Origin of the sequence: Methylobacterium sp. W2 (genome assembly GCF_020662345.1) — a bacterium.
GTDB lineage: Bacteria > Pseudomonadota > Alphaproteobacteria > Rhizobiales > Beijerinckiaceae > Methylobacterium.
Genome location: NZ_VMOA01000014.1, coordinates 81,008 through 102,888 on the forward strand (window position 1 = coordinate 81,008; position 21,881 = coordinate 102,888).

General features: G+C 69.1%; 21 protein-coding genes. 17 read left to right on the plus strand and 4 right to left on the minus strand.

Features of this window, described 5'->3' with window-relative positions; all coding sequences use genetic code 11:
• The first annotated feature begins 4 nt into the window (after nucleotides 1-4).
• The 6 genes from FPV16_RS10185 (at nucleotide 5) to FPV16_RS10210 (ending at nucleotide 5,177) form a co-directional block, all read left to right on the plus strand.
• On the plus strand, nucleotides 5-712 hold the full coding sequence (locus tag FPV16_RS10185; protein ID WP_227438090.1) for a (5-formylfuran-3-yl)methyl phosphate synthase: 708 nt from the start codon (nucleotides 5-7) through the stop codon (nucleotides 710-712).
• Nucleotides 709-1,287, plus strand: a complete 579-nt coding sequence (locus FPV16_RS10190) for a uridylate kinase (protein ID WP_227438091.1) — start codon at nucleotides 709-711, stop codon at nucleotides 1,285-1,287. The genes FPV16_RS10185 and FPV16_RS10190 overlap by 4 nt, the downstream gene beginning before the upstream one ends.
• Nucleotides 1,284-2,852 (plus strand): DUF6513 domain-containing protein, encoded by a 1,569-nt coding sequence (locus FPV16_RS10195; protein ID WP_227438092.1) that lies wholly within the window; start codon nucleotides 1,284-1,286, stop codon nucleotides 2,850-2,852. Before FPV16_RS10190 ends, FPV16_RS10195 begins: the two co-directional genes overlap by 4 nt.
• A 4-nt stretch (nucleotides 2,853-2,856) precedes the next feature.
• Nucleotides 2,857-3,453, plus strand: a complete 597-nt coding sequence (locus tag FPV16_RS10200; protein WP_227438093.1) for a DUF447 domain-containing protein — start codon at nucleotides 2,857-2,859, stop codon at nucleotides 3,451-3,453.
• Between the two features lie 28 nt (nucleotides 3,454-3,481).
• The gene (locus tag FPV16_RS10205) at nucleotides 3,482-4,012 is read left to right on the plus strand and encodes an SRPBCC family protein (RefSeq protein ID WP_056256348.1); all 531 of its coding nucleotides are present in this window, start codon (nucleotides 3,482-3,484) and stop codon (nucleotides 4,010-4,012) included.
• A 235-nt stretch (nucleotides 4,013-4,247) separates the two neighbouring features.
• Nucleotides 4,248-5,177, plus strand: a complete 930-nt coding sequence (locus FPV16_RS10210; RefSeq protein ID WP_227438129.1) for a beta-propeller fold lactonase family protein — start codon at nucleotides 4,248-4,250, stop codon at nucleotides 5,175-5,177.
• A gap of 281 nt (nucleotides 5,178-5,458) precedes the next feature.
• Here the strand turns inward: FPV16_RS10210 and dprA are convergent, their stop codons facing one another.
• The 4 genes from dprA to FPV16_RS10230 are packed head-to-tail and all read right to left on the minus strand — an operon-like array spanning nucleotide 5,459 to nucleotide 9,545.
• Nucleotides 5,459-6,643: a DNA-processing protein DprA gene (gene dprA / locus FPV16_RS10215; RefSeq protein ID WP_227438130.1), complete on the minus strand. Its 1,185-nt coding sequence runs from the start codon at nucleotides 6,641-6,643 to the stop codon at nucleotides 5,459-5,461.
• Between the two features lie 36 nt (nucleotides 6,644-6,679).
• Nucleotides 6,680-7,288, minus strand: a complete 609-nt coding sequence (plsY, locus tag FPV16_RS10220) for a glycerol-3-phosphate 1-O-acyltransferase PlsY (protein WP_227438094.1) — start codon at nucleotides 7,286-7,288, stop codon at nucleotides 6,680-6,682.
• On the minus strand, nucleotides 7,285-8,601 hold the full coding sequence (locus FPV16_RS10225; RefSeq protein WP_413629249.1) for a dihydroorotase: 1,317 nt from the start codon (nucleotides 8,599-8,601) through the stop codon (nucleotides 7,285-7,287). The genes plsY and FPV16_RS10225 overlap by 4 nt, the downstream gene beginning before the upstream one ends.
• On the minus strand, nucleotides 8,601-9,545 hold the full coding sequence (locus FPV16_RS10230) for an aspartate carbamoyltransferase catalytic subunit (RefSeq protein WP_227438096.1): 945 nt from the start codon (nucleotides 9,543-9,545) through the stop codon (nucleotides 8,601-8,603). Before FPV16_RS10230 ends, FPV16_RS10225 begins: the two co-directional genes overlap by 1 nt.
• A gap of 223 nt (nucleotides 9,546-9,768) precedes the next feature.
• On the opposite strand from FPV16_RS10230, the gene FPV16_RS10235 reads away from it, so the two are divergent.
• The 11 genes from FPV16_RS10235 (at nucleotide 9,769) to FPV16_RS10285 (ending at nucleotide 21,643) form a co-directional block, all read left to right on the plus strand.
• On the plus strand, nucleotides 9,769-10,692 hold the full coding sequence (locus FPV16_RS10235; RefSeq protein ID WP_227438097.1) for a cytochrome b/b6 domain-containing protein: 924 nt from the start codon (nucleotides 9,769-9,771) through the stop codon (nucleotides 10,690-10,692).
• Complete coding sequence (locus FPV16_RS10240; protein ID WP_227438098.1) at nucleotides 10,689-11,522, plus strand: molybdopterin-binding protein; 834 nt, start codon at nucleotides 10,689-10,691, stop codon at nucleotides 11,520-11,522. The genes FPV16_RS10235 and FPV16_RS10240 overlap by 4 nt, the downstream gene beginning before the upstream one ends.
• Nucleotides 11,523-11,731: 209 nt before the next feature.
• Nucleotides 11,732-14,482, plus strand: a complete 2,751-nt coding sequence (gene topA, locus FPV16_RS10245) for a type I DNA topoisomerase (protein WP_227438099.1) — start codon at nucleotides 11,732-11,734, stop codon at nucleotides 14,480-14,482.
• 193 nt (nucleotides 14,483-14,675) lie between these two features.
• On the plus strand, nucleotides 14,676-16,289 hold the full coding sequence (locus FPV16_RS10250; RefSeq protein WP_227438100.1) for a sensor histidine kinase: 1,614 nt from the start codon (nucleotides 14,676-14,678) through the stop codon (nucleotides 16,287-16,289).
• Complete coding sequence (locus tag FPV16_RS10255; protein ID WP_227438101.1) at nucleotides 16,286-16,990, plus strand: response regulator transcription factor; 705 nt, start codon at nucleotides 16,286-16,288, stop codon at nucleotides 16,988-16,990. Before FPV16_RS10250 ends, FPV16_RS10255 begins: the two co-directional genes overlap by 4 nt.
• A gap of 181 nt (nucleotides 16,991-17,171) precedes the next feature.
• Nucleotides 17,172-17,261: a pyrroloquinoline quinone precursor peptide PqqA gene (pqqA, locus tag FPV16_RS10260; RefSeq protein WP_018043604.1), complete on the plus strand. Its 90-nt coding sequence runs from the start codon at nucleotides 17,172-17,174 to the stop codon at nucleotides 17,259-17,261.
• Nucleotides 17,262-17,305: 44 nt separating this feature from the next.
• Nucleotides 17,306-18,205, plus strand: a complete 900-nt coding sequence (pqqB, locus tag FPV16_RS10265) for a pyrroloquinoline quinone biosynthesis protein PqqB (protein WP_227438102.1) — start codon at nucleotides 17,306-17,308, stop codon at nucleotides 18,203-18,205.
• A 148-nt stretch (nucleotides 18,206-18,353) separates the two neighbouring features.
• On the plus strand, nucleotides 18,354-19,430 hold the full coding sequence (pqqC, locus tag FPV16_RS10270; RefSeq protein ID WP_227438103.1) for a pyrroloquinoline-quinone synthase PqqC: 1,077 nt from the start codon (nucleotides 18,354-18,356) through the stop codon (nucleotides 19,428-19,430).
• Entirely contained in the window at nucleotides 19,427-20,584 is a 1,158-nt protein-coding gene (pqqE, locus tag FPV16_RS10275) for a pyrroloquinoline quinone biosynthesis protein PqqE (RefSeq protein WP_227438104.1), read from the plus strand. The genes pqqC and pqqE overlap by 4 nt, the downstream gene beginning before the upstream one ends.
• Nucleotides 20,581-21,294, plus strand: a complete 714-nt coding sequence (locus FPV16_RS10280; protein ID WP_227438105.1) for a hypothetical protein — start codon at nucleotides 20,581-20,583, stop codon at nucleotides 21,292-21,294. The genes pqqE and FPV16_RS10280 overlap by 4 nt, the downstream gene beginning before the upstream one ends.
• Nucleotides 21,275-21,643 (plus strand): hypothetical protein, encoded by a 369-nt coding sequence (locus FPV16_RS10285; protein WP_413629250.1) that lies wholly within the window; start codon nucleotides 21,275-21,277, stop codon nucleotides 21,641-21,643. Before FPV16_RS10280 ends, FPV16_RS10285 begins: the two co-directional genes overlap by 20 nt.
• Nucleotides 21,644-21,881: the final 238 nt, after the last annotated feature.

The window sequence follows — 21,881 nt, forward strand, 5'->3', positions numbered from 1 at the left end:
GCCGATGTCATCCGATCTGCGCGTGCGTCCCCGCCTTCTCGTCAGCGTCCGCGACGCGGACGAGGCCGTGATGGCGGCGCGGGCGGGCGCCGACCTCGTCGATGCCAAAGACCCCGTTCGGGGCGCGCTCGGGGCCCTCCCCGTCGAGACGATCCGGGCGATCGTCGAGGCCATCGCGGATAAGGCCGTCAGCAGCGCGGTGGCCGGCGAGCCGCAGGATGCCGCTTCCCTGCCCGGATCGGTCTCGGCGATGGCCGGGACCGGCATCGGATACGTCAAGGTCGCCGTGCGGGCCGCCTTCGACGACGACGCCCTCGCCGCCGCGGCGCAGGCCGCCCCCGGCCGCCTGATCGCGGTTCTCTTCGCCGGAGCACCGATGCCGGACGACCTCGTCGGCCGCCTCGCAGGGGCGGGCTTTGCCGGGGTGATGATCGACACCGCGACCAAGGACGGCCGGCGCCTCCCCGACCTCCTGCCCGCCCCTCGCCTCTCGGCCTTCACCGCCGACGCCCGCAGCCATGGCCTGCTCTCCGGCCTCGCGGGATCGCTGACGATCGCCGACATCGCCGTCCTGGCCGCGCACCGGCCGGATTATCTCGGCTTTCGCGGCGGCCTCTGCTTCGGGAGCGACCGCACGCGCGGCCTCGACCCAGAGCGCGTGGCCCTGGCCGCGCAGACCCTTCGCGGGCTCGACCGGCGGAACGCGGCGTGACGGGCGCGCCTCGCACTATCGTGAAGCTCGGCGGCAGCCTCGTCTCGGACGCGGCGCGGCTCGGACGCCTCCTTGGCGCACTGGCGGATGGCGGCGAGGGCCGCTGCGTCATCGTGCCGGGCGGCGGCCCGTTCGCCGACGCGGTGCGTCAGGCCCAGGAACAGCTCGACGTCTCGGACGCCCTCGCCCATCGCCTCGCCCTCGATGCCATGGGCCGGATGGCGGAGGTGCTATCGGAGTGCGAGCCGCGCCTCGCCATCGTGCGCAGCGTGATGGAAGCCCGCTCGGCTGAAGCGCCTGTCATCTGGGACCCTGTCGCACTGAAAGACGGGCACCCTTCCATCCCCGAATCCTGGGACGTCACCTCCGACAGCCTCGCCCTCTGGCTCGCCACCGAACTCGAGGCGCCCCGCTGCATCCTGGTGAAATCCATCGATCGCCCGGCGGGGGCAAGCCTGTCCGACCTCGCCCGAATGGGCGTGGTCGATGCGGCCTTTCCTGGCTTCGCCGCGTTCTACGCTGGCGAGATCGTGATCCGGGGGCCGGCCGCGGACATCGTAAGGGCTGCCGCGTGAGCGCGCCCGAGCATCTCGTCTTCATCACCGGCCGGATGGCGAAGGCGCGCCTGGAGAAGGTCGCGGCCACCCTGCCCACCGAGCGCTTCGCCTGGAGCATCGCCGATGCCGGGGTGAAGGTCGCGGCACTCATGACCGAGGAGATCATCCGCCGGCGGGTGACGATCCCCGAGGGTGCCACCCGCATCGTCCTGCCGGGCCGCTGCCGTGCCAATCCGGAGGCGCTCGCCGCACATTTCGGGGTGCCGGTGGAGCGTGGACCCGACGAGGTGGTGGACCTGCCGGCTTATCTCGGCCTCGCCGGACGCAAGGTCGATCTCTCGCGGCATGATCTGCGCATCTTCTCCGAGATCGTCGATGCCTCGAAGATGACGCCTGAGCAGATCCTGGCGAAGGGCCTCGACCTCGCCCGGCGCGGCGCCGACGTGATCGACCTCGGCGGCCTGCCCGACACCGACTTCCCGCATCTCGAAGACTGCGTGCGCCTGCTGAAGGGGGCGGGACTGAAGGTCAGCGTCGATTCCTTCTCCCTCGACGAACTGACCCGCGGGGCGAAGGCCGGGGCCGACTTTCTCCTCAGCCTCAACGAGGAGACCCTGGACCTCGCCTTCGAGACCGATGCGGTGCCGGTCCTGGTGCCGATCCGGCCCGACGACCTGCCCTCCCTCGACCGCGCCATCGAGCGCATGGAGAAGGCCGGCCGGCCCTACATGGCCGATCCGATCCTGGAGCCGATCCATTTCGGCTTCGTCGAATCGATCACGCGCTATCACGAGACGCGCAGGCGCTGGCCCGGCATCGAGATGATGATGGGCACGGGCAACCTCACCGAACTCACTGAGGCCGACAGCCTCGGCGTCACCGCCCTCCTCGTCGGCATGTGCTCGGAACTGTCGATCCGCAACGTCCTGATCGTGCAGGTCTCCAATCATACCCGGCGCACGGTGGAGGAGCACGATGCCGCCCGCCGGGTGATGTTCGCGGCAAAAGCCGATTCCGCCCTGCCCAAGGGCTACGGACGCCAGCTCCTGGCCTTGCACGACAAGCGCCCCTTCGTGCAGAGCCCGGAGGAGATCGCGGCCCAGGCGGCGGAGGTGCGCGACCCGAACTACCGCATCGCGGTGGCCGAGGACGGCATCCACGCCTTCAACCGCGACGTCCACACGATCGGCACCGATGCGATGGCGTTCTTTCCCGATCTCGATGTCGCCGCCGATGGGGCCCACGCCTTCTATCTCGGCGGCGAGCTGACCAAGGCCGAGACCGCCTGGCGCCTCGGCAAGCGCTACGTCCAGGACGAGCCCCTGCGCTGGGGCGTCGCCGCCGACGAGGAGGTCGAGGACACCACCGCCTTCAAGAAGGCCGGACACACGAAGCATTCCGGCCCCGGCGGCACGGAACGCGCCACCCGCGACGCGACGCCCGTGGAAGCCGATGCCGGCAAGCCCGAGATGGTGGAATCCGGCAAGGCCGGTTCCCCCGAGACCGAAACCGAGACCGCGGCTACGGGCGACAACGGCGCGCGCATCGTCTGCGGCAAGCTCGTTCCCGCCGGGGAGGCGTGAGCCCGTGCCGCTGATCCTCGAGACCATCGTCACCACCACCTCGCCGGCGGGCGACCTGCATCTCGTGCCCTTCGGCCTCATCCGCGAGGGCGAGGACTGGGTGCTCGCCCCGTTCCGGCCCTCGCCCACCATCCTCAACCTCGACGCCAACCCGGTCTTTGCCGCGTCGAGCCCGAGCGACGTGCGGGTGATCGCCGGCGCGGTGACCGGGCGGCGCGACTGGGCGACCCTGCCCTGCGACCGCATCCCGGGCCGGCGCCTCGCCGAGAGCTTCGGCCATGCCGAGTTCGAGGTGATCGCTGTGGAGGACGATGCGACGCGCCCGCGCTACCGCGCCCGCATGGTACACAGCGCCAGCCATATGCCGTTCTTCGGCTACAACCGGGCTCAAGGGGCGGTGCTGGAGGCGGCGATCCTGTCGACGCGCCTGCACATGCTGGAGCCGGACAAGATCCTGACGGAGATGCGCTACCACGCCATCGCGATATCCAAGACAGCCGGGCCCGCCGAGCGCGAGGCCTGGGACTGGATCGAGGACAAGGTCGCCGCCGCCCTCGGGCGCGACGAGCCGGTTCTCGCACGAGCCCCCCAAGCACCCTAGAAGGTGCGTTCCCGAGGAGACAGGGTTGATGAGATTCAAGACGCTGGCCGCCGTGGCGGCGCTCGCCACGGTATCCTTCGCGGCGCAGGCCCATGGCCCGACCCGCCAGAAGGTCTCCCAGACCATCGAGATCAACGCCCCGGCCGACAAGGTCTGGGCCGTGCTCGGCAATTTCCAGGATGCCAGCTGGATTCCCGTGGTCGAGAAGACCGAGGGCAAGGGCGGCAACGAGGTCAAGGCCAGCCGCGTCCTGACCCTCAAGGGCGGCGCCACGGTCGAGGAAGAGCTCGCCAAATACGACGCCGAGAAGAAGACCTACATGTACCGGATCACCAAGGTGGACGTGAAGACGCTGCCGGTGAACGACTATTCCTCGACCATCGAGGTCGAGGGCGACGGCGCCAAGTCCAAGGTGACGTGGCGCGGCGCGTTCTACCGCGGCTACATGAACAACGATCCGCCGCCGGACCTGAACGACGACGCCTCCAAGGCGGCGGTCCTCGGCCTCTACAAGGCCGGCCTGGATAACGTGAAGGCCAAGGCCGAGAAGGGCTCCTGATCGGAGCCTTTCCCAAGGCACGGCGGCGGTGCGCATCGCCTCTCCCCGCGCGTGGGGAGAGGATCGCTGGCACCTCGTCGTGCCGGCGATGAGCGTGAGCGAAGCGATGGTAACGGGGCGAATCCGAATGAGGCTGTTCCGGCTCCGCCCCCTCACCCTCGGCTGCCGCCTCGCCGCGCCGACGACGGGGTCGTCGCGGCCCTCTCCCCGCGTGCGGGGAGAGGGGATTGCCGGGATGGCGCGTGCGGGCGCTCTCGCCCTCGCACTGTTCGCATCCCCCGCCCTCGCCGACGAGGCCCTGGTCACGGCGCAGGGCGCCAACATCCTCGCGGTGGTCGATCTCGACACGCAGGTCGTCACCGCGCAGATCCCGGTGGACGGCGCGCCGGCCGGCATCGCCCTGTCGCCCGACCGCAAGACCGCCTACGTCACCCGCCCCGAGGGCCACGGCCTCGCCATCGTCGATCTCGACGCCCGCGCGGTGACGGGCACGCTCGCCCTGCCGGGCGGCCCGCTCGGCGTCGCCGTCAATCCGAAATCCGGGGCGGTCTACGTGGCCGACTGGTACGGCAGCCGCATCTTCGTGGTCTCGGCCGACGGTTCGAAGATCGAGACCGAGATCCAGGTGGGCGCCTCGCCCTCGGGCATCGCGGTGACGCCCGACGGCGCCACGATCCTGGTGGCCAACCGCGAGGGCAATTCCGTCTCCGTGGTCGATGCCGCCACCGCCACCGAGACGGTGAAGATCCCGGTCGGCGAGCACCCGTTCGGCATCACCCTCGATGAGACCGGCACCCGCGCCTACACCGCCAACGTCATGTCGAACGACGTCTCCGTCATCGACGTCGCCGGGCGGCGGGAATTCGGCCGGGTCACCACCGGCGAGCGGCCCTATGTGGTGGCGCTCACCGCGACGCGCGGCTTCGTCACCGACCAGTATTCGAACACCGTGACGGTGTTCAACCTGAAGACCCTCACCAACGTGGCGGCCATCGATGTGGGCGACCACCCGGAGGGCATCGCCGCCTCCCGCGACGGCAGCCTTCTCTACGTGACGAACTGGGGCTCCAACACCCTGGGCGTCATCGACGCGACGACGCTCAAGGTGATCAAGGACATCCCGGTGCCGGACGGCCCGCGCTCGTTCGGGGACTTTTTGCGGTAGGGCGCGACCCCGCTGGCGGCGCTAGGGCATTCCCCCATCTGCTCTTGCAGGCAGACCGCGTCCCTCTCCCCCTTGTGGGGAGAGGTTAGGAGTGGGGGTGGCTCCGCCAGCCTCCGCAGCAGGAGGGTCACCCCACCACCCCCACCTTCCAACTCCTCCCCACAAGCTCGACGGATCTCGGGCAGGCCCGAGATCCGCTGGTGAGAAGGGTAGGGCGGCGCAGCCCGCGAGGTATGTGAATCCAAGAGGCTGGCGGCAAGAGGGACGGACACTCGTCCTCCCTACGACACCAGCGACACCGCTCCGCTGCCATGCCGCTCGATCCGGCCGTCGAGTTCGAGTTCCAGCAGCGTCGTCTGGACGATGCGGACGCTGAGACCCGCCGCGCGGGCGAGATCGTCGGTGCCGATGGGGGTCGGGCTGAGATAGGCGATGAGGCGGGCGCGGTCGTCGGCGGGTTCCGCCTCCTCGGGCTCCTCCTCCTCCTCCTCCGGCTCGGGGGCCGGGCTGCCGATTCCGTCGAGTTCGTCCCAGAAGATCGGCGCGTCGGCGAGGTCGGGCCGGTCGAGGGCGAGTTGGCCGGTTCCCTGCTCGAAATCGCCCCGCCCGATCAGCGGCGCGATGGCGGAGATGATGTGGTCTACGTCCGAGACCAGGGTCGCGCCCTGGCGGATGAGGTCGTTGGTCCCCTCGGCGCGCGGGTCGAGGGGCGAGCCCGGCACGGCGAAGACCTCCCTGCCCTGTTCGAGGGCGAAGCGCGCGGTAATGAGCGAGCCCGAGCGGCGCGCGGCCTCCACCACAACGGTGCCGTAGGCGAGGCCGGAGATGATGCGGTTGCGGCGGGGAAAGTCCCGGCCGCGCGGCTCCCAGCCCATGGGCATCTCGGCGAGCACCGCGCCGCCGGAATCGAGAATGCCCTCCACCAGGGCCTCGTGGTTGGAGGGGTAGATCCGGTCCTGGCCGCCGGCGAGCACCGCCACCGTCCCCGTGCCCAGGGACGCCTTGTGCGCGCGGGCATCGATGCCGCGCGCCAGCCCCGAGACCACGACGAGGCCGGCCTCGCCGAGGCCCCGTGCCAGGCGCTCGGTGAAGCCGAGGCCGGCGGCGGACGCGTTGCGCGAGCCGACGATGGCGACGGCGGGCCGCGAGAGGATCGCCGCCTGTCCCCGGATCGCGATCAGGGGCGGCGCCGCATCGGCGGCCTGCAGCAGCTTCGGGTAATCGTCCTCGCCCATGGCCACGAGGCGGGCCCCGATCCTGGCCGCGGCCTCCAATTCGGCTTCCGCCTCAGCCCGCGTCACCGGCACGACGCGCTTGGCCCCGCGTTTGGCGAGTTCCGGAAGGGCGTCCAACGCCGCGCCGGCGCCGCCGAAGCGGTTGATCAGGGTCCGGAAGGTGCGTGGGCCGACGCCCTCGGTGCGGATCAGACGGAGCCAGTCAAGGCGCTGGGCGGGGTTGAGTTGCATGCCCATGCCCCGGACCTCCCTCGACGGACGATCGGGTCAGCCCTTCTGCCCGATCCGCCCCTCGGTTCCGGCGAGGAGTCGGCGGATGTTGGGAGCGTGCTTCCACCATAGCAGGATCGCGAGCACGAGGAAGAGCAGTGCAACCGCAGGCTGTCCCGCCGCCCACAGGACGATGGGCGTAGCGGCCGAAGCGGCAAGCGCCGCCAGGGACGAGTATTTCAGGGTGAAGGCGAGGCCGAGCCAGATCGCCGCAAAGGCGGCAAGCCCGATGGGGCTGAAGGCGAGGAGCACGCCGAGGAAGGTGGCGACCCCTTTGCCGCCCTTGAACCCGAGCCAGACCGGGAAGAGATGGCCGAGGAAGGCTCCGAGCCCGGCCGCCAGGGCCGCGCCCTCGCCGAAGCGGGCGGCCACCAGCACGGCGAGGGTGCCCTTCAGCGCGTCGCCGAGCAGGGTCGCGGCGGCAAGGCTTTTCCGGCCGGTGCGCAGCACGTTGGTGGCGCCGATATTGCCCGAGCCGATGGCCCGCACGTCGCCGAGACCGGCGAGGCGGGTGACGATCAGGCCGAACGGGATCGAGCCGGCGAGATAGCCGCCGGCCAGACTCGCGAGCAGGAGCGGCCAGCCGTCATGGAGGAGAGAGGTCACGCCGCAGCCTCCGCATCCTGCGCGGCCCGGAAAACGATGCGCCCGCCGACCAGGGTCAGGATCGCCGCCCCCTGCAGCCGCGCCTCGTCGAAGGGCGAGTTCTTGGAGCGCGACTTCAGACGGCGCTTGTCGAGCACATAGGGCAGGTCGGGGTCGATCAGCACGAGATCGGCCGGCGCGCCGACGGCGAGCCGTCCGGCCTCGCGTCGCAGGATCGCCGCCGGGGTGACGGTGAGGGCCTCCAGCAGGCGCGGCAGCGCCACGTCGCCGGTATGGACGAGGCGGAGCGCCGCGCCGAGCAGGGTCTCGATGCCGAGCGCCCCGTCGGCGGCCTCGGCGAAGGGCAGGCGCTTGGTCTCGACATCCTGCGGGTTGTGGTCGGAGACGATGACGTCGATCACGCCCTCGTTGAGCGCTTCCACCAGGGCGAGGCGGTCGGTTTCGTGCCGCAGCGGCGGCGAGAGCCGGCAGAAGGTGCGGTAATGACCGATATCGCCCTCGTTGAGGACGAGGTTGTTCACGGACGCGCCGCAGGTGACGGGCAGGCCGTCGTGCTTGGCCCGCCGCACGATCTCCACCGAATCGGCACAGGAGATCATGGCGGCGTGGTAGCGGCCGCCGGTGAGGCGCACGAGGCGGATGTCGCGCTCCAGCATCACCGTCTCGGCCTCCCGCGGGATGCCGACGAGGCCCAGCCGCGAGGCCATCTCGCCCTCGTTCATCACGCCCTCGCCGACGAGGTCGGGCTCCTCCACGTGCTGCATCAGCAGGGCGCCGAAGTCGCGGGCATAGGTGAGGGCGCGGCGCATCACCTGGGCGTTGCGAACGGCCTTGAGGCCGTCGGTGAAGGCGACAGCACCCGCCTCCTGCAGCAGGCCGAACTCCGTCATCTCCTGGCCCGCCAGTCCCTTGGTGATGGCGGCGGCGGGCAGGACGGTGACGCAGGCCGTGTCGCGGGCGCGGCGCAGGACGAAGTCGACGATGGCCGGCCCGTCGATGACCGGGTTGGTGTCGGGCATGCAGACGAGGGTGGTGACCCCGCCGGCCGCCGCCGCCGCGCTGGCGCTGGCCAGGGTCTCGCGATGCTCGGCGCCCGGCTCGCCGACGAAGGCGCGGAGATCCATGAGGCCGGGGCTCAGGACATGCCCGCCGCAATCGACGATCTCGGCGCCCTCGGGAGCGGCGGGTGACGCGCCCCAGGCGATGTCGGCGATGCGGCCGTCGCGGACGAGGACATGGCCCGGCCCCTCGCGGCTCGTGGCCGGATCGAGGAGGCTGGCGTTGGCGAGGAGGACGTGTCCGGTCATGACCATCACGCGTTCGGCAGATGCGTCGCGAGGGCTTCGAGGACCGCCATGCGGACGGCGACCCCCATCTCCACCTGCTCGCGGATCAGGGATTGGGCCCCGTCGGCGATCTCGGACGAGATCTCGACGCCGCGGTTCATGGGGCCGGGATGCATCACCAGGGCGTCGGGTCCGGCGAGGGCCAGCTTCTCGGCGTCGAGGCCGAAATAGCGGAAATATTCCTTCACGGAGGGCACGAAGGAGCCGTTCATGCGCTCGCGCTGGAGCCGCAGCATCATGACGATGTCGCAGCCCTCCAACCCCTTGCGCATGTCGGTGAAGACCTCGACGCCGAAACGCTCGATCCCGGTGGGCAGCAGCGTCGACGGGCCGATGACCCGCACGCGGGCGCCGAGTGCCTGGAGCAGGATGATGTTGGAGCGGGCGACGCGGCTGTGCAGGACGTCGCCGCAGATCGCCACCTTCAAGCCCTCGATCCGGCCCTTGTTGCGGCGGATGGTGAGCGCATCGAGGAGGGCCTGGGTGGGGTGCTCGTGGGCGCCGTCGCCGGCATTGACCACCGAACAATCGACCTTGCGGGCCAGGAGATGCACGGCGCCGGCCGCGTGGTGGCGCACGACGATGATGTCGGGCCGCATGGCGTTGAGGGTGGCGGCCGTGTCGATGAGGGTCTCGCCCTTCTTCACCGAAGAGGAGGCCACCGACATGTTCATCACGTCGGCGCCCAGACGCTTGCCCGCGAGCTCGAACGAGCTCTGGGTCCGGGTCGAGGGCTCGAAGAACAGGTTGATCTGGGTGCGGCCGCGCAGGGTGGTGCGCTTCTTCTCCACCTGACGGGAGAGCGCCACGGCATCCTCCGCCCGGTCGAGGAGGGCCTCGATATCGGGGCGCGACAGCCCCTCGATGCCGAGAAGGTGCCGGTGGGGGAAGGAGGCGGGTGCGACGGTCATTCTGAGACCATGGCTATAGGGAGGCGGACGGGGAGCGGCAAGGAGTCATGGTCCGGGGGGAGACATGGGCCGAGGAGAGACAGGGGCCGGGGACCGGTCGCATGCTGCCGCGCGACAGGGGCGTGTAACCTTTCCGCCGCCTGGCTCGTAGTCTCCTCATAGAATGCGCCTTTCCGGCGGATCCGGATGGGGGCGATTCGTGATCGAGGCCGGAGTCCGCCCCTTGGCAGCCAGCACGACGAGACGGTCCGACGAACGGATCGAGACGATCCGCCGCCGCTGGATCTTCCGTCACCCCGCGGTGATCCGGGCCGCGCACTGGATCAATCTCGTCTGCCTCGCGGTATTGCTGATGAGCGGGCTGCAGATCTTCAACGCCCATCCCGCCCTGTACTGGGGCTCGGCCTCGACCTTCGACGCGCCACTCCTCGCCATTACGAACGACGAGACGGTGGGGGGCACGGCGCGGGGGATCGTCAGGATCGGCGATCACGCGATCGACACCACCGGCTGGCTCGGCCTCTCCTCCGCGCAGGGCCAGAGCGCGGGCCGGGCCTTCCCCGCCTGGATCACCCTGCCGGCGAACCAGGACCTCGCCACCGGGCGCCGCTGGCACTTCCTGTTCGCCTGGGCCTTCGTCATCAACGGGCTGATCTATCTCATCTACGGCATCGAGAGCGGCCAGTTGCGCCGCCGGATCGTGCCTCGGAGAGACCAGATCCGGCATCTCGGCGCCTCGATCCGGGAGCACCTCACCCTGACCTTCCCCAAGGGCGAGGAGGCCAGGCGCTACAACGTGCTGCAGATGCTGACCTATTTTGTTGTCATCGTCCTTCTCCTGCCGCTGATGCTGCTCACGGGCCTCGCCATGTCGCCGGGTTTCAACGCCGTGCTGCCCCTGCCCGCTCTGTTCGGCGGGCGGCAATCGGCGCGGACCGTCCATTTCATCGTCACGAACCTGCTCGTGCTGTTCACCCTCGTCCATGTGGCGCTCGTGCTGGTCTCGGGCGCCTGGAACAACCTGCGCGGCATGGCCACCGGCTGGTTCGTGATCGAGACGACCAAGACCTCCGATCCAGGCAAGACCTCCGATCCAGGCAAGACATCTTATCCAGGCAAGACCTCCGATCCGAGGAAGAGCCGATGACGCGCGTTCCCCACCGTCGCGGCATCCTCACCGGCGCGGGCGGCCTGCTGGGTTCCGCCCTCCTCGGCGGCTGCGACCGCATCGCCGGCAGCGATTGGGTCCGGCGCACGCTGAAGCTCGGCGAGGACGCCAACCTCTTCGTGCAGCGCCTGCTGCTGACGCCGACCTCCCTCGCCCACGAGTTCCACGAGGGCGACATCTCGCCCTGGTTCAAGCCGAACGGCACGATCGACCCTCCGGACGACGGCTACAAGGTCCTGGCCCAGGCCGGATTCGCGGACTTCAGACTGACCATCGACGGCCTCGTCGAACAGCCGCAGGACCTGTCCCTCGCGGACCTGCGCGCCCTGCCCTCGCGGACCCAGATCACGCGGCACGATTGCGTCGAGGGGTGGAGCGCCATCGGCAAATGGACGGGCGTCCCGCTCGGCGAAGTCCTGACCAGGGCGAGGCTGAAGCCGAATGCGCGCTACGTCGTGTTCCACTGCGCGGACACGATGGAGATGGCGGGTGGCGGTCTCGAGGGCGGGGACGTGGCGGAGATAGAGGCCGGCGATGGCGGTCCGAACGGCCGTCCGATCCGATACTACGAGAGCATCGACCTCACCGACGCCTTCCACCCGCAGACGATCCTGGCCTACGACATGAACGGCAAGGCCCTGCCCGTCTCGAACGGCGCCCCCTTGCGCCTGCGGGTCGAGCGCCAGCTCGGCTACAAGCACGCCAAATACGTCATGCGGATCGAGGTGGTGGACAGCCTGACCGGGATCGGCGACGGCCAGGGCGGCTATTGGGAAGATCGCGGCTACGAATGGTATGCGGGGATCTGACAGGTACCGCATCTTGCAAAGGCCCGGCCCCCTCGCGATTTGACAACCCCGCGCCCTTGACCCACTTGTCCCCCGCAAAGCGCCGGGCCGGCCATGGTGCCAGGCCACGTTCGAAGTCTTGCACACAATCTGTGAGTCCCGGTGGGAGAATCCCCGCCGGCTGCGAGTCCCGGCGGCAGCTCGGGCGCTGACGAGAGGCTGATCCGCACATGAAAGTCGTCGTCGTCGAGTCGCCGGCCAAGGCCAAGACGATCAACAAGTATCTCGGCCGCGACTACGAGGTGCTCGCCTCGTTCGGCCATATCCGCGACCTTCCCGCCAAGGACGGCTCCGTCGACCCGGAGGCGGATTTCCGCATGCTGTGGGAGCTCGACGACCGCGGCTCGAAGCGCGTCTCGGAGATCGTCAGGGCGCTCAAGGGCGCCGACGGCCTGATCCTCGCCACCGATCCGGATCGCGAGGGCGAGGCCATCTCCTGGCACGTGGTCGAGGCCCTCAACGCCCGCAAGGCGATCAAGGGCATGCCGATCGAGCGCGTGACCTTCAACGCCATCACCAAGGCGGCGGTGGACACCGCCATGCGCAACCCGCGCCAGATCGACCAGGCCCTGGTGGACGCCTATCTGGCGCGTCGCGCCCTGGATTATCTCGTTGGCTTCAACCTCTCGCCGGTCCTGTGGCGCAAGCTGCCGGGCGCCCGTTCGGCCGGCCGCGTCCAGTCCGTGGCGCTCCGTCTGGTCTGCGAGCGCGAGCGCGAGATCGAGACGTTCAAGCCTCGCGAGTACTGGTCGCTGGTGGCGACCCTGGTGACCCAGGACGGCGCCGTGTTCGAGGCGCGTCTCGTGGGCGCTGACGGCAAGCGCATCCAGCGTCTCGACGTCGGCAACGGCGAGGATGCCGCCGCGTTCAAGCGCGATCTCGAACTGGCCACGTTCCAGGTCGGCAGCGTCGAGGCCAAGCCCGCCAAGCGTCATCCGGCCCCACCCTTCACCACCTCGACCCTGCAGCAGGAAGCCTCGCGCAAGCTCGGGATGGCGCCGGCCCAGACCATGCGGGCGGCGCAGAAACTCTACGAGGGCGTCGAGATCGGCGGCGAAACCGTGGGCCTGATCACCTACATGCGGACCGACGGCGTCGACATGGCCCCCGAGGCCATCGCCGATGCACGCCGCGTCATCGGGAATGAATACGGCGAGCGCTACCTCCCCAGCGTCCCGCGCCGCTACAGCGTCAAGGCCAAGAACGCGCAGGAGGCCCACGAGGCGGTGCGCCCCACGGATATGAGCCGACTACCGAAATCCGTAGCCCGCTATGTGGATGCGGAGCAGGCCAAGCTCTACGATCTGATCTGGACCCGCACGGTGGCGAGCCAGATGGAATCGGCCGAGCTGGAGCGCACCACCGTCGACATCGTCGCCTCCGTCGGCCCTCGCAGGATCGAGCTGCGTGCCACCGGCCAGGTAGTGAAGTTCGACGGCTTCCTCACCCTCTACCAGGAGGGCAAGGATGACGAGGAGGACGAGGACGGCAAGCGCCTGCCGCCGATGAAGGCGGGCGACGCGCTCAAGCGCGAGCGCATCGTCTCGACCCAGCATTTCACCGAGCCGCCGCCGCGCTTCTCCGAGGCCAGTCTCGTGAAGCGGATGGAGGAACTCGGCATTGGTCGGCCCTCGACCTACGCCGCCGTGTTGCAGACCCTGCGCGACCGCGAATACGTGCGGATCGAGAAGAAGCGCCTGGTGGCCGAGGACAAGGGCCGCCTCGTCACCGGATTCCTGGAGAGCTTCTTCAAGCGCTACGTCGAGTATGATTTCACCGCCGATCTCGAGACCCAGCTCGACCGGGTCTCCAACGCCGAGATCGACTGGCGCGAGGTGTTGCGCGATTTCTGGAAGGACTTCTCGGCCGCGATCTCCGGCACCAAGGAGCTCCGCGTCACCGAGGTGCTCGATGCCCTGAACGACCTCCTCGGGGCGCACATCTTCCCCGAGAAGGCGGACGGCTCGAACCCGCGCACCTGCCCGACCTGCGGCAGCGGTCAGCTCTCCCTGAAGCTCGGCAAGTTCGGTGCCTTCGTCGGCTGCTCGAACTACCCCGAGTGCAAGTACACCCGCCAGCTCGCGGCCAACGCCGTTGAGGGCGAGGGCGACGGCACCTCCGGCGGCGGCCAGCCCGGCACGCGGGTGCTCGGCGACGATCCGGTCACCGGCATGCCCGTCACCCTGCGCGACGGGCGCTTCGGTCCCTTCGTCCAGCTCGGCGAGGCCTCCACCGACAAGGAGGCCCCCAAGCCCAAGCGTTCGTCCCTGCCGAAGGGATTGAGCCCCTCCGACGTCGATCTGGAGAAGGCGCTGCGTCTCCTCGCCCTCCCCCGCGAGGTGGCGAGGCACCCTGAGAGCGGCGAGCCGATCTTGGCCAATCTCGGCCGGTTCGGTCCTTACGTGCAGCATGGGAAGATGTACGCCAATCTCGGCCGCGACGACGACGTACTGGAGATCGGCGCCAACCGCGCCATCGACCTCATCGTCGCCAAGGAGCAGGGGGGCGGGCGCCGCGGCCCGGCCTCCGATCCCGGACGGTCGCTCGGCAACCATCCCGAGACCGGCAAGGCCATCGTGGTGAAGTCGGGCAAGTACGGCCCCTACGTCACCGACGGCACCACCAACGCGACGTTGCCCAAGACCCTGGCCGCCGACGACATCGCCCTGCCCCAGGCCCTCGAACTGATCGCCGCGCGAGAGGCGGCGGGCGGCGGCAAGAAGAAGGCCCCGGCCCGCAAGACGGCTACCAAGACCGCGACGAAGACGACCGCCAAGGCGGGGGCGGCGAAGGCTCCCGCCAAGAAGCCGGCGGGGACCAAGGCGGCAGCCGGGACGGCGGCGAAGAGCACGGCGACCGCTCCCAAGACCACCACGGCGAAGAAGCCGGCGGCAAAGACGGCCGCACGCAAGAAGGCCTGATCCGTCGGCCCGTCGAGGACGGGGTCGTCGCGGCTCTCTCCCCGCACGCGGGGAGAGAGGATGCGCTCCAAGCGCGGCGGCTTCTGCAAGCGGCCGGGACAAGGACCGTTGAGCGTCATGGCCCTGGACGCCGGGGCGGATTGCGCTATCGCTCGCCGTTGAGGGAACGGCGAGACACGGGCGGCCATACGCGATGCGCTCTCTGAAGGTCCGGTTCGCGCTGCTGCTCGGCGGCGCCGCGTTGCTGGTGATCCTGGCGGCGCTCGGGGTGCTGGGCTCCATCGGCGCAGCCGAGCGCACCATCGACCGGACGCTCGCGGCGCAGGCGCGGCTCGAACTCCTGGTGGAACTGTCCGGCCGCATGACCCAGTACGGCCTCGCCGCGCTGGAGACGGTGAGCAACCCGGACGCCCAACCCGAAGGGCTGTCCATCGCCCGCACCAATGTCGACCGGGCGCTCGTCGCCGTGGACGAGGCGCTGGGCAAGAGCATCGCCGTCAGCGACAATCCTCTCGACCGGATGCATTACGCCGCGCGCACGCGGCCGCTGGCGCAGCTCCGCTCGGCCCGCGCCATCCTCGACCGGCAGGTCTCCCAGGTCCTGCGTCAATCCGAAGAGGATCAGCGGCGCAACACCATCCGCGGCGCCCTGAACGGGTTCGGCGCCATGACCGGCCAGCCGCTCTCCTTCCTCATCGAGGTGGAGCGCCGCTCGATGATCGCGGGCTCGGACGAGGCGCGCGAGCTCTCATCGACCCTGCGGATCGCGTCGCTCGCCGCCGTTATCCTGGCGCTGGCCCTCGTCTTCGTCCTGTACCGGGCGGTGACCCGGCCGACATTGGCGCGGATTGAGGCGGTGCGCCGGGCAGCGGGTGCCGTCGGGCGCGGTGAACTCGACACGCGCCTCTCCGTGGCGACGCGGGACGAGCTCGGTCTGCTGGTGGCGAACTTCAACCGCATGGCCGCCCGCCTCGCCCGGCGCGAAGGACGGCTCGCCGCCGACCGCGCCGCCCTCGAGGACACGGTGGAGGCGAGGACCACCGACCTGCGCGCTGCCAACGAGCGCCTGGAGGCGGTGGACCGCTCGCGCCGTCGCTTCTTCGCCGATGTCAGCCACGAGCTGCGCACGCCGCTCACCGTGATCCTCGGCGAATGCGACATCGCCGCCCGCTCGGCCGGGCGGCCGGGAATCGATTACGCCCCGGTCTTCGCCACCATCCGCAAGCGGGCCCTGCGCCTGCAGCGCCGCGTCGAGGATCTGCTGCGGGTCGCCCGCTCCGAATCCGGCCAGATCGAGCTCGACCGGCGTGCTGCCAGCGCCGTGGCCATCCTCACCGACGCCGTGGACAGCGCCGCTTCCGAGGCGGCGCGCCGGCGGGTGAGCCTCACCCTCGCCCCCGCCCCCCGCGACGCGACGCTTCTCGCCGACCGGGAATGGCTGCGGCAGGTGGTGGAGAGCCTGATCGACAACGCCCTGCGGCACGCCACGGGGCTGACCAGGGTCGTGGTCGCCCTTCGCCTCGACGACGGGCGGTCGGCCACGATCACCATCACCGATGACGGGCCGGGCTTTCCCGATACCGCCGGGGACCTGTTCGAGCGGTTCCGGCGCGAGGGCGGTTCGGGTGAAACCGGCTTCGGCATCGGCCTGGCACTGGCGCGCTGGGTCACGGAGCGCCATGATGGCACGATCGGCCTCGGGACGGGCGCGGACGGCAAAGGGGCATGCGTGACCCTGGTGCTGCCCGTCCTCGACCTCGTTTCCGGGGACCAGGACGAGACCAAGCGGAAGGAAGGCGTCGCATGACGCGAGTGCTCATCGTCGAGGACGACAGCGACATCCAGGCCATGCTGGCCCGGGGCCTCGAAGCGGAAGGATTTTCGGTGGGGGTGGCCGGCTGCGTCGACGACGCGCTGACCTCCGCCCGCGAGGACGCGCCCGGTGCCGTCGTCCTCGACATCACCCTGCCCGACGGGTCCGGCCACGACGTCTGTCGCTCCCTGCGCGAGGGCGGCTATCCCGGCCCGATCCTATTCCTCTCCGCCCGCGACGAAGTCCGCGATCGGGCCGAAGGGCTGGCGCTTGGGGCCGACGACTACATCGTGAAGCCCTTCGTCTTCGACGAGCTGCTGGCCCGCCTGCAGACCCATCTGCTGCGGCGCAAGGAATCCGACCAGCCGCGCACCATCGTCACCGCCGGCAAACTCGTCCTCGATCTCAACATCCGGCAGGTCTCCCTGGGGGATGCGACGGCGCGCCTCACGCCCCGCGAATCGGAACTGCTCGCCCTGCTGATGGACAAGGCCAACCAGCCGGTGTCGCGCGGCGACATCTTCGACAAGCTCTGGGCCGGCCAGGGCGGCCTGTCGCTGAATGTCGTCGATGTCTACGTGGGTTACCTGCGCACCAAGCTGTCGGATTTCGTCCGCTTCGGCGGCCCGGTCATCGTCACCGTGAGGGGCCGGGGCTTCATGCTCGACCTACGGGGTCAAGATTTCCGCCATTGAGTGCGATGCGCATTCTCGGCACGTCCTGGGACGATCCGGCAATTTATCGCTTGAAGAGTCCGGCGGAATTGTCGATATAGCTCCCGCGACAGAAATGACTGCGCCGTCAGTGTCTTAGGATCTCCTTAATACGAGATCCGGATGCTGCTGACGTCCAAGAAACATACCGAGGAGAAACACCATGACCTGGGCTGCCCCCGTCGTTTCCGAGATCTGTGTCGGCATGGAAGTCACCAGCTACGAGTCGGCTGAGATCGACACCTTCAACTGAGATATCGCGTCGCGCGTGAGGATCGAGGCAGCGCCGGTTCAGCCATGCATGTCGTGATCCTCGGCTCGGCCGCGGGCGGCGGCCTTCCCCAGTGGAATTGCCGCTGCCCCATCTGCTCCCTCGCCCGCGAGGATTCCTCGAAGGTGCGGCCACGAACCCAGTCGAGCATCGCCGTGTCGCCCGATGGCGAGCGCTGGCTCCTGGTGAACGCCTCCCCGGATATCCGTCAGCAACTCTTCGACAATCCGGCGATGCATCCGCAGGAAGGCCTGCGCCACTCGCCGATCCATGCCGTGCTTCTCACCAATGGCGATGTCGACCACGTGGCGGGGCTGCTGACCCTGCGTGAGGGCCAGCCCTACACGCTCTACGCCACCTCCGGCATCCTCGATTCCGTCAATGCCAACCGCGTCTTCGACGTGATGGCGGCCGACGTGGTTCGGCGCGAGAAGATCGCCCTCGACCACGCTTTCGAACCGGTTCCCGGCCTCACCGTCACGCTGTTTGCGGTGCCCGGCAAGGTGCCGCTCTGGCTCGAGGACGAGACCATGGAGATCGGCGCAGAGACAGAGACCACGGTGGGAGCGATGATCGAGGCCGGCGGGCGCCGCCTCGCCTACATCCCCGGCTGCGCCCGCGTGACCGATGGGCTGAAGCAGCGCATCTCGGACGTCGACGCGCTTCTGTTCGATGGAACGGTGCTTCTCGACGACGACATGATTCGCGCCGGGGTCGGTGTGAAGACCGGATGGCGCATGGGCCACGTTCCGATGACCGGCGAGGGGGGATCGATCGCGGCGCTGGCCGACGTGGAGATCGGCCGTCGGGTCTTCGTCCATATCAACAACACCAATCCGGTGCTGGTGGAGGGCTCGGCCGAACGGATATCCGTGGAAGCCGAGGGCTGGACAGTGGCCCATGACGGGTTGACGCTGTCACTCTAGCCGGATGCCCGGCTGGCATTTTAGTGCCGCCGACTTATATTGCGTCCAATGGGATTGCGCGCTTGTCGTCCGTGGTTTTCACGGCTGTCGGCGCCATCTGTAAGAAAAGTTCCGACCGCTGCCCATCGCCGAAACGCCGAGCCACGCCATGACCGCGCCCTTCCCTACCCCTAAGACCGACGCGTCCCAGCGCCTGCTCGGCCCCGAGGAACTCGAGGCGGCGCTGCGCGACATCGGCGCCCGGCGCTATCACAACCTGCATCCGTTCCACCGCCTGCTGCACGACGGCAAGCTGAACAAGGATCAGGTCCGAGCCTGGGCGCTCAACCGCTACTATTATCAGGCGATGATCCCAGTGAAGGACGCCGCCGTACTCGCCCGGATGGAGGATGCGAGCCTGCGCCGCGTCTGGCGCCAGCGCATCGTCGATCATGACGGCGACGCCCCCGGAGACGGCGGCATCGAGCGCTGGCTGAAGCTCGCCGAGGGTGTCGGTTTCCGTCGCGACTACGTGGAATCGACGCAAGGAATCCTGTCGGCGACCCGCTTCTCGGTGGATGCCTACGTGCATTTCGTGAAGGAGCGCTCGCTGCTGGAGGCCATCGCCTCCTCGCTCACCGAGATGTTCTCGCCGACGATCATCTCCGAGCGTGTGGCCGGGATGCTGAAGAACTACGATTTCATCACCAAGGACACGCTCGCCTATTTCGACAAGCGCCTGACCCAGGCCCCACGCGACGCCGAATTCGCCATCGACTATGTCAAGCAGCACGCCACTACGCCGGAGCTGCAGCGGCAGGCCATGGCCGCGCTGACCTTCAAGTGCACGGTGCTCTGGACGCAGCTCGACGCCCTCTATTTCTCCTATGTGGCGCCCGGCATGACCCCGCCGGATGCCTGGGTTCCGGGAACCGGCCTCGTGGCTGAGGTGGCGCAGGCGGCCGGCACCGGCACGGTCCGGTCGTCTGACGTGCCACGCCTGCCCCGCGGCGTGCGCCTGCGCCACGACGAGGTCCGTGGCCAGCATGTGCTGCTGGCGCCGGAGCGCACTTTCGACCTCGACGCCAACGCCGTAGCGGTCCTGTCGCTGGTCGACGGCCAGCGCAGCGTGCGCGACATTGCGGTGAAACTCGCGGAGACCTTCGTGGCCGACCCAGACGTGATCGAGGCCGACGTCTTGGTGATGCTCAACGACCTCGCCACCAAACGGGTTCTGGAGCGATGAACGCCATCACGCCGAACACCCCTTCCCTGCCGGCGCCGGTCGGGCTCCTCGCGGAGCTGACCCATCGCTGCCCCCTGCGCTGTCCCTATTGCTCGAACCCGCTCGAACTCGACCGGCGCTCGGGCGAGCTCGACACGGCCACGTGGCAGAGGGTGCTGACGGAGGCGGCGGGCCTCGGCGTGCTGCATGTCCACCTCTCCGGCGGCGAGCCCACCGCCCGCAACGACATCGTCGAGATCACCCAGACCTGCGCCAGGCTGGGCCTGTATTCCAACCTCATCACCTCGGGCGTCGGCGGCGCCCTGGCCAAGCTTGACGCCCTCTACGACGCGGGCCTCGATCACGTGCAGCTCTCGGTGCAGGGCGTCGACGCGGCCAACGCGGAAAAAATCGGCGGGCTAAAGAATGCTCAGCCGCAAAAACTCGCTTTCGCCGAGCGGGTGACGCAACTTGGCCTGCCGCTGACCCTGAATTCCGTGATCCACCGGGGCAACATCCACGAGGTCGAGGGCTTCATCGACTTGGCGGTGAAGCTCGGCGCCAAGCGGCTGGAAGTCGCCCACACTCAATATTACGGCTGGGCCTATGTGAACCGCGCCGCCTTGATGCCGGACAAGGCTCAGGTCGATCAGTCGATCCGCATCGTCGAGGCGGCGCGCGAGCGGCTGAAGGGCCAGCTCGTCATCGATCTCGTGGTGCCCGATTACTACGCGAAATACCCCAAGGCCTGCGCCGGCGGCTGGGGCCGCAAGCTGATGAACGTCACGCCGGCCGGCAAGGTGCTGCCCTGCCACGCCGCCGAGACCATCAAGCACCTCGAATTCTGGTACGTCTCCGACCATTCGCTCGCCGACATCTGGGCGAACTCACCGGCCTTCACCGCCTATCGCGGCACGGACTGGATGAAGGAGCCCTGCCGCTCCTGCGACCGGCGCGAGAAGGATTGGGGCGGCTGCCGCTGCCAGGCGCTGGCTCTGGCCGGCGACGCCGCGGCCACCGACCCGGCCTGCTCGCTCTCCCCGCTCCATGCGAAGGTGCGGGAACTCGCCGAGGAAGAGGCGGCCGAGACGCCGCCCGACTATGTCTACCGGACGATCGGCAGCAACGTGGACCGTGTTGCGCCGCCGCCCCTGAAAGAGGATGCTCCCCTGTGAAGCCCGTTCTCGTCGCGTTCGCCCTGTCGTTTGCCAGCCTGCCCGCTCTGGCGCAGGGCACGCCTCCGGCCGATGCCCCCGCCGTGACCAAGGCCAACACCGCCACCCCGCCCAATGCCTCGGACCTGCTGTTCGAAGAGCCGCAGATGAAGAACGTGGCGCCGGGCTCGACGCTGACCTATTCCTATCTCCGGCGCAGCGGCATCTCCAAGGGTCCGTTCGGCCCGACCATGGACGACCAGATCAAGCTGAATATCGAGCCGGGTGGGGCGCCGGAGAACCGGACGATCCGCGTGCAGATGTTCTCGGGCGCGAACCGCTTCCCCGCCGGCCCGTTCAACGACATGCCCGGCAACCCGGTGATGACGCTCTTCCTCGAACATCACCTCATCGACCTCGCCAAGGTGCTCTCGGCCAATCCTCGCTACATCAAGAACGGCATCCGCAAGGCCCTGCGCGACAATGCGACGGTGACCGCAACGACGGCCACCGTGAAGGGGCAGACCGTGGGTGCCTGGCGCGTGGAGGTGCAACCCTTCCTCGACGACAAGATGAAGGACCGCATGCGCGGCCTCGAGAACCTGAAATACACCTTCGTGACGTCGCCCGCCGTGCCCGGCGAGCTGCTCTCCATCGAGGCCCAGTCGAAGACGGCGGATGGCGGCGAACTTCTCCAGGAGAACCTGACCTATGATCCGAACGCTGGCTAAAGGCGGCCTTCTCGCCCTCATGCTCGGCCTTGCCGGCGCTCCCGCCCGTGCGGACGACAGCGAGAACGACTACCCCACCGAGGCGCGGGCGGATTACGTGTTCGGCTGCATGGCGGCCAACGGGCAGTCACGGGAATCACTCTCGCGCTGCTCCTGCTCCATTGACGCCCTCGCGTCGATCCTCACCTATGACAAGTACGTCCAGGCGAGCACCGTCCTGTCCATGCGCCAGGGCATCGGCGCCCGCTCGAACGAGTTCCGCTCGACCAAGGTGTTCGACGACAAGGTCGCCGATCTCCGCCGCGCCCAGGCCGAGGCCGAGATCCGCTGCTATCGCGGTGGGGTGTGACCGAGGCGGCCTTGATGTGCGAGCCAGCGCAATTCTCACATCGACGTCGTCTCGGATCTGACGCGTTCCCTGCTCCCTTATGATAAGGCGATGACAGAAGGCGCCTTGTTCGAGCGCCGGTGAGGGCTCCTCCTCTTCCCGCTTGCGGGGAGAGGATCGTAGATACTTTGTCGTGGCCGCGATGAGCGTAGGCAAAGCCGAAGCAACGGTGAGGGGGCCATTTCGGACGAGGCTCCTC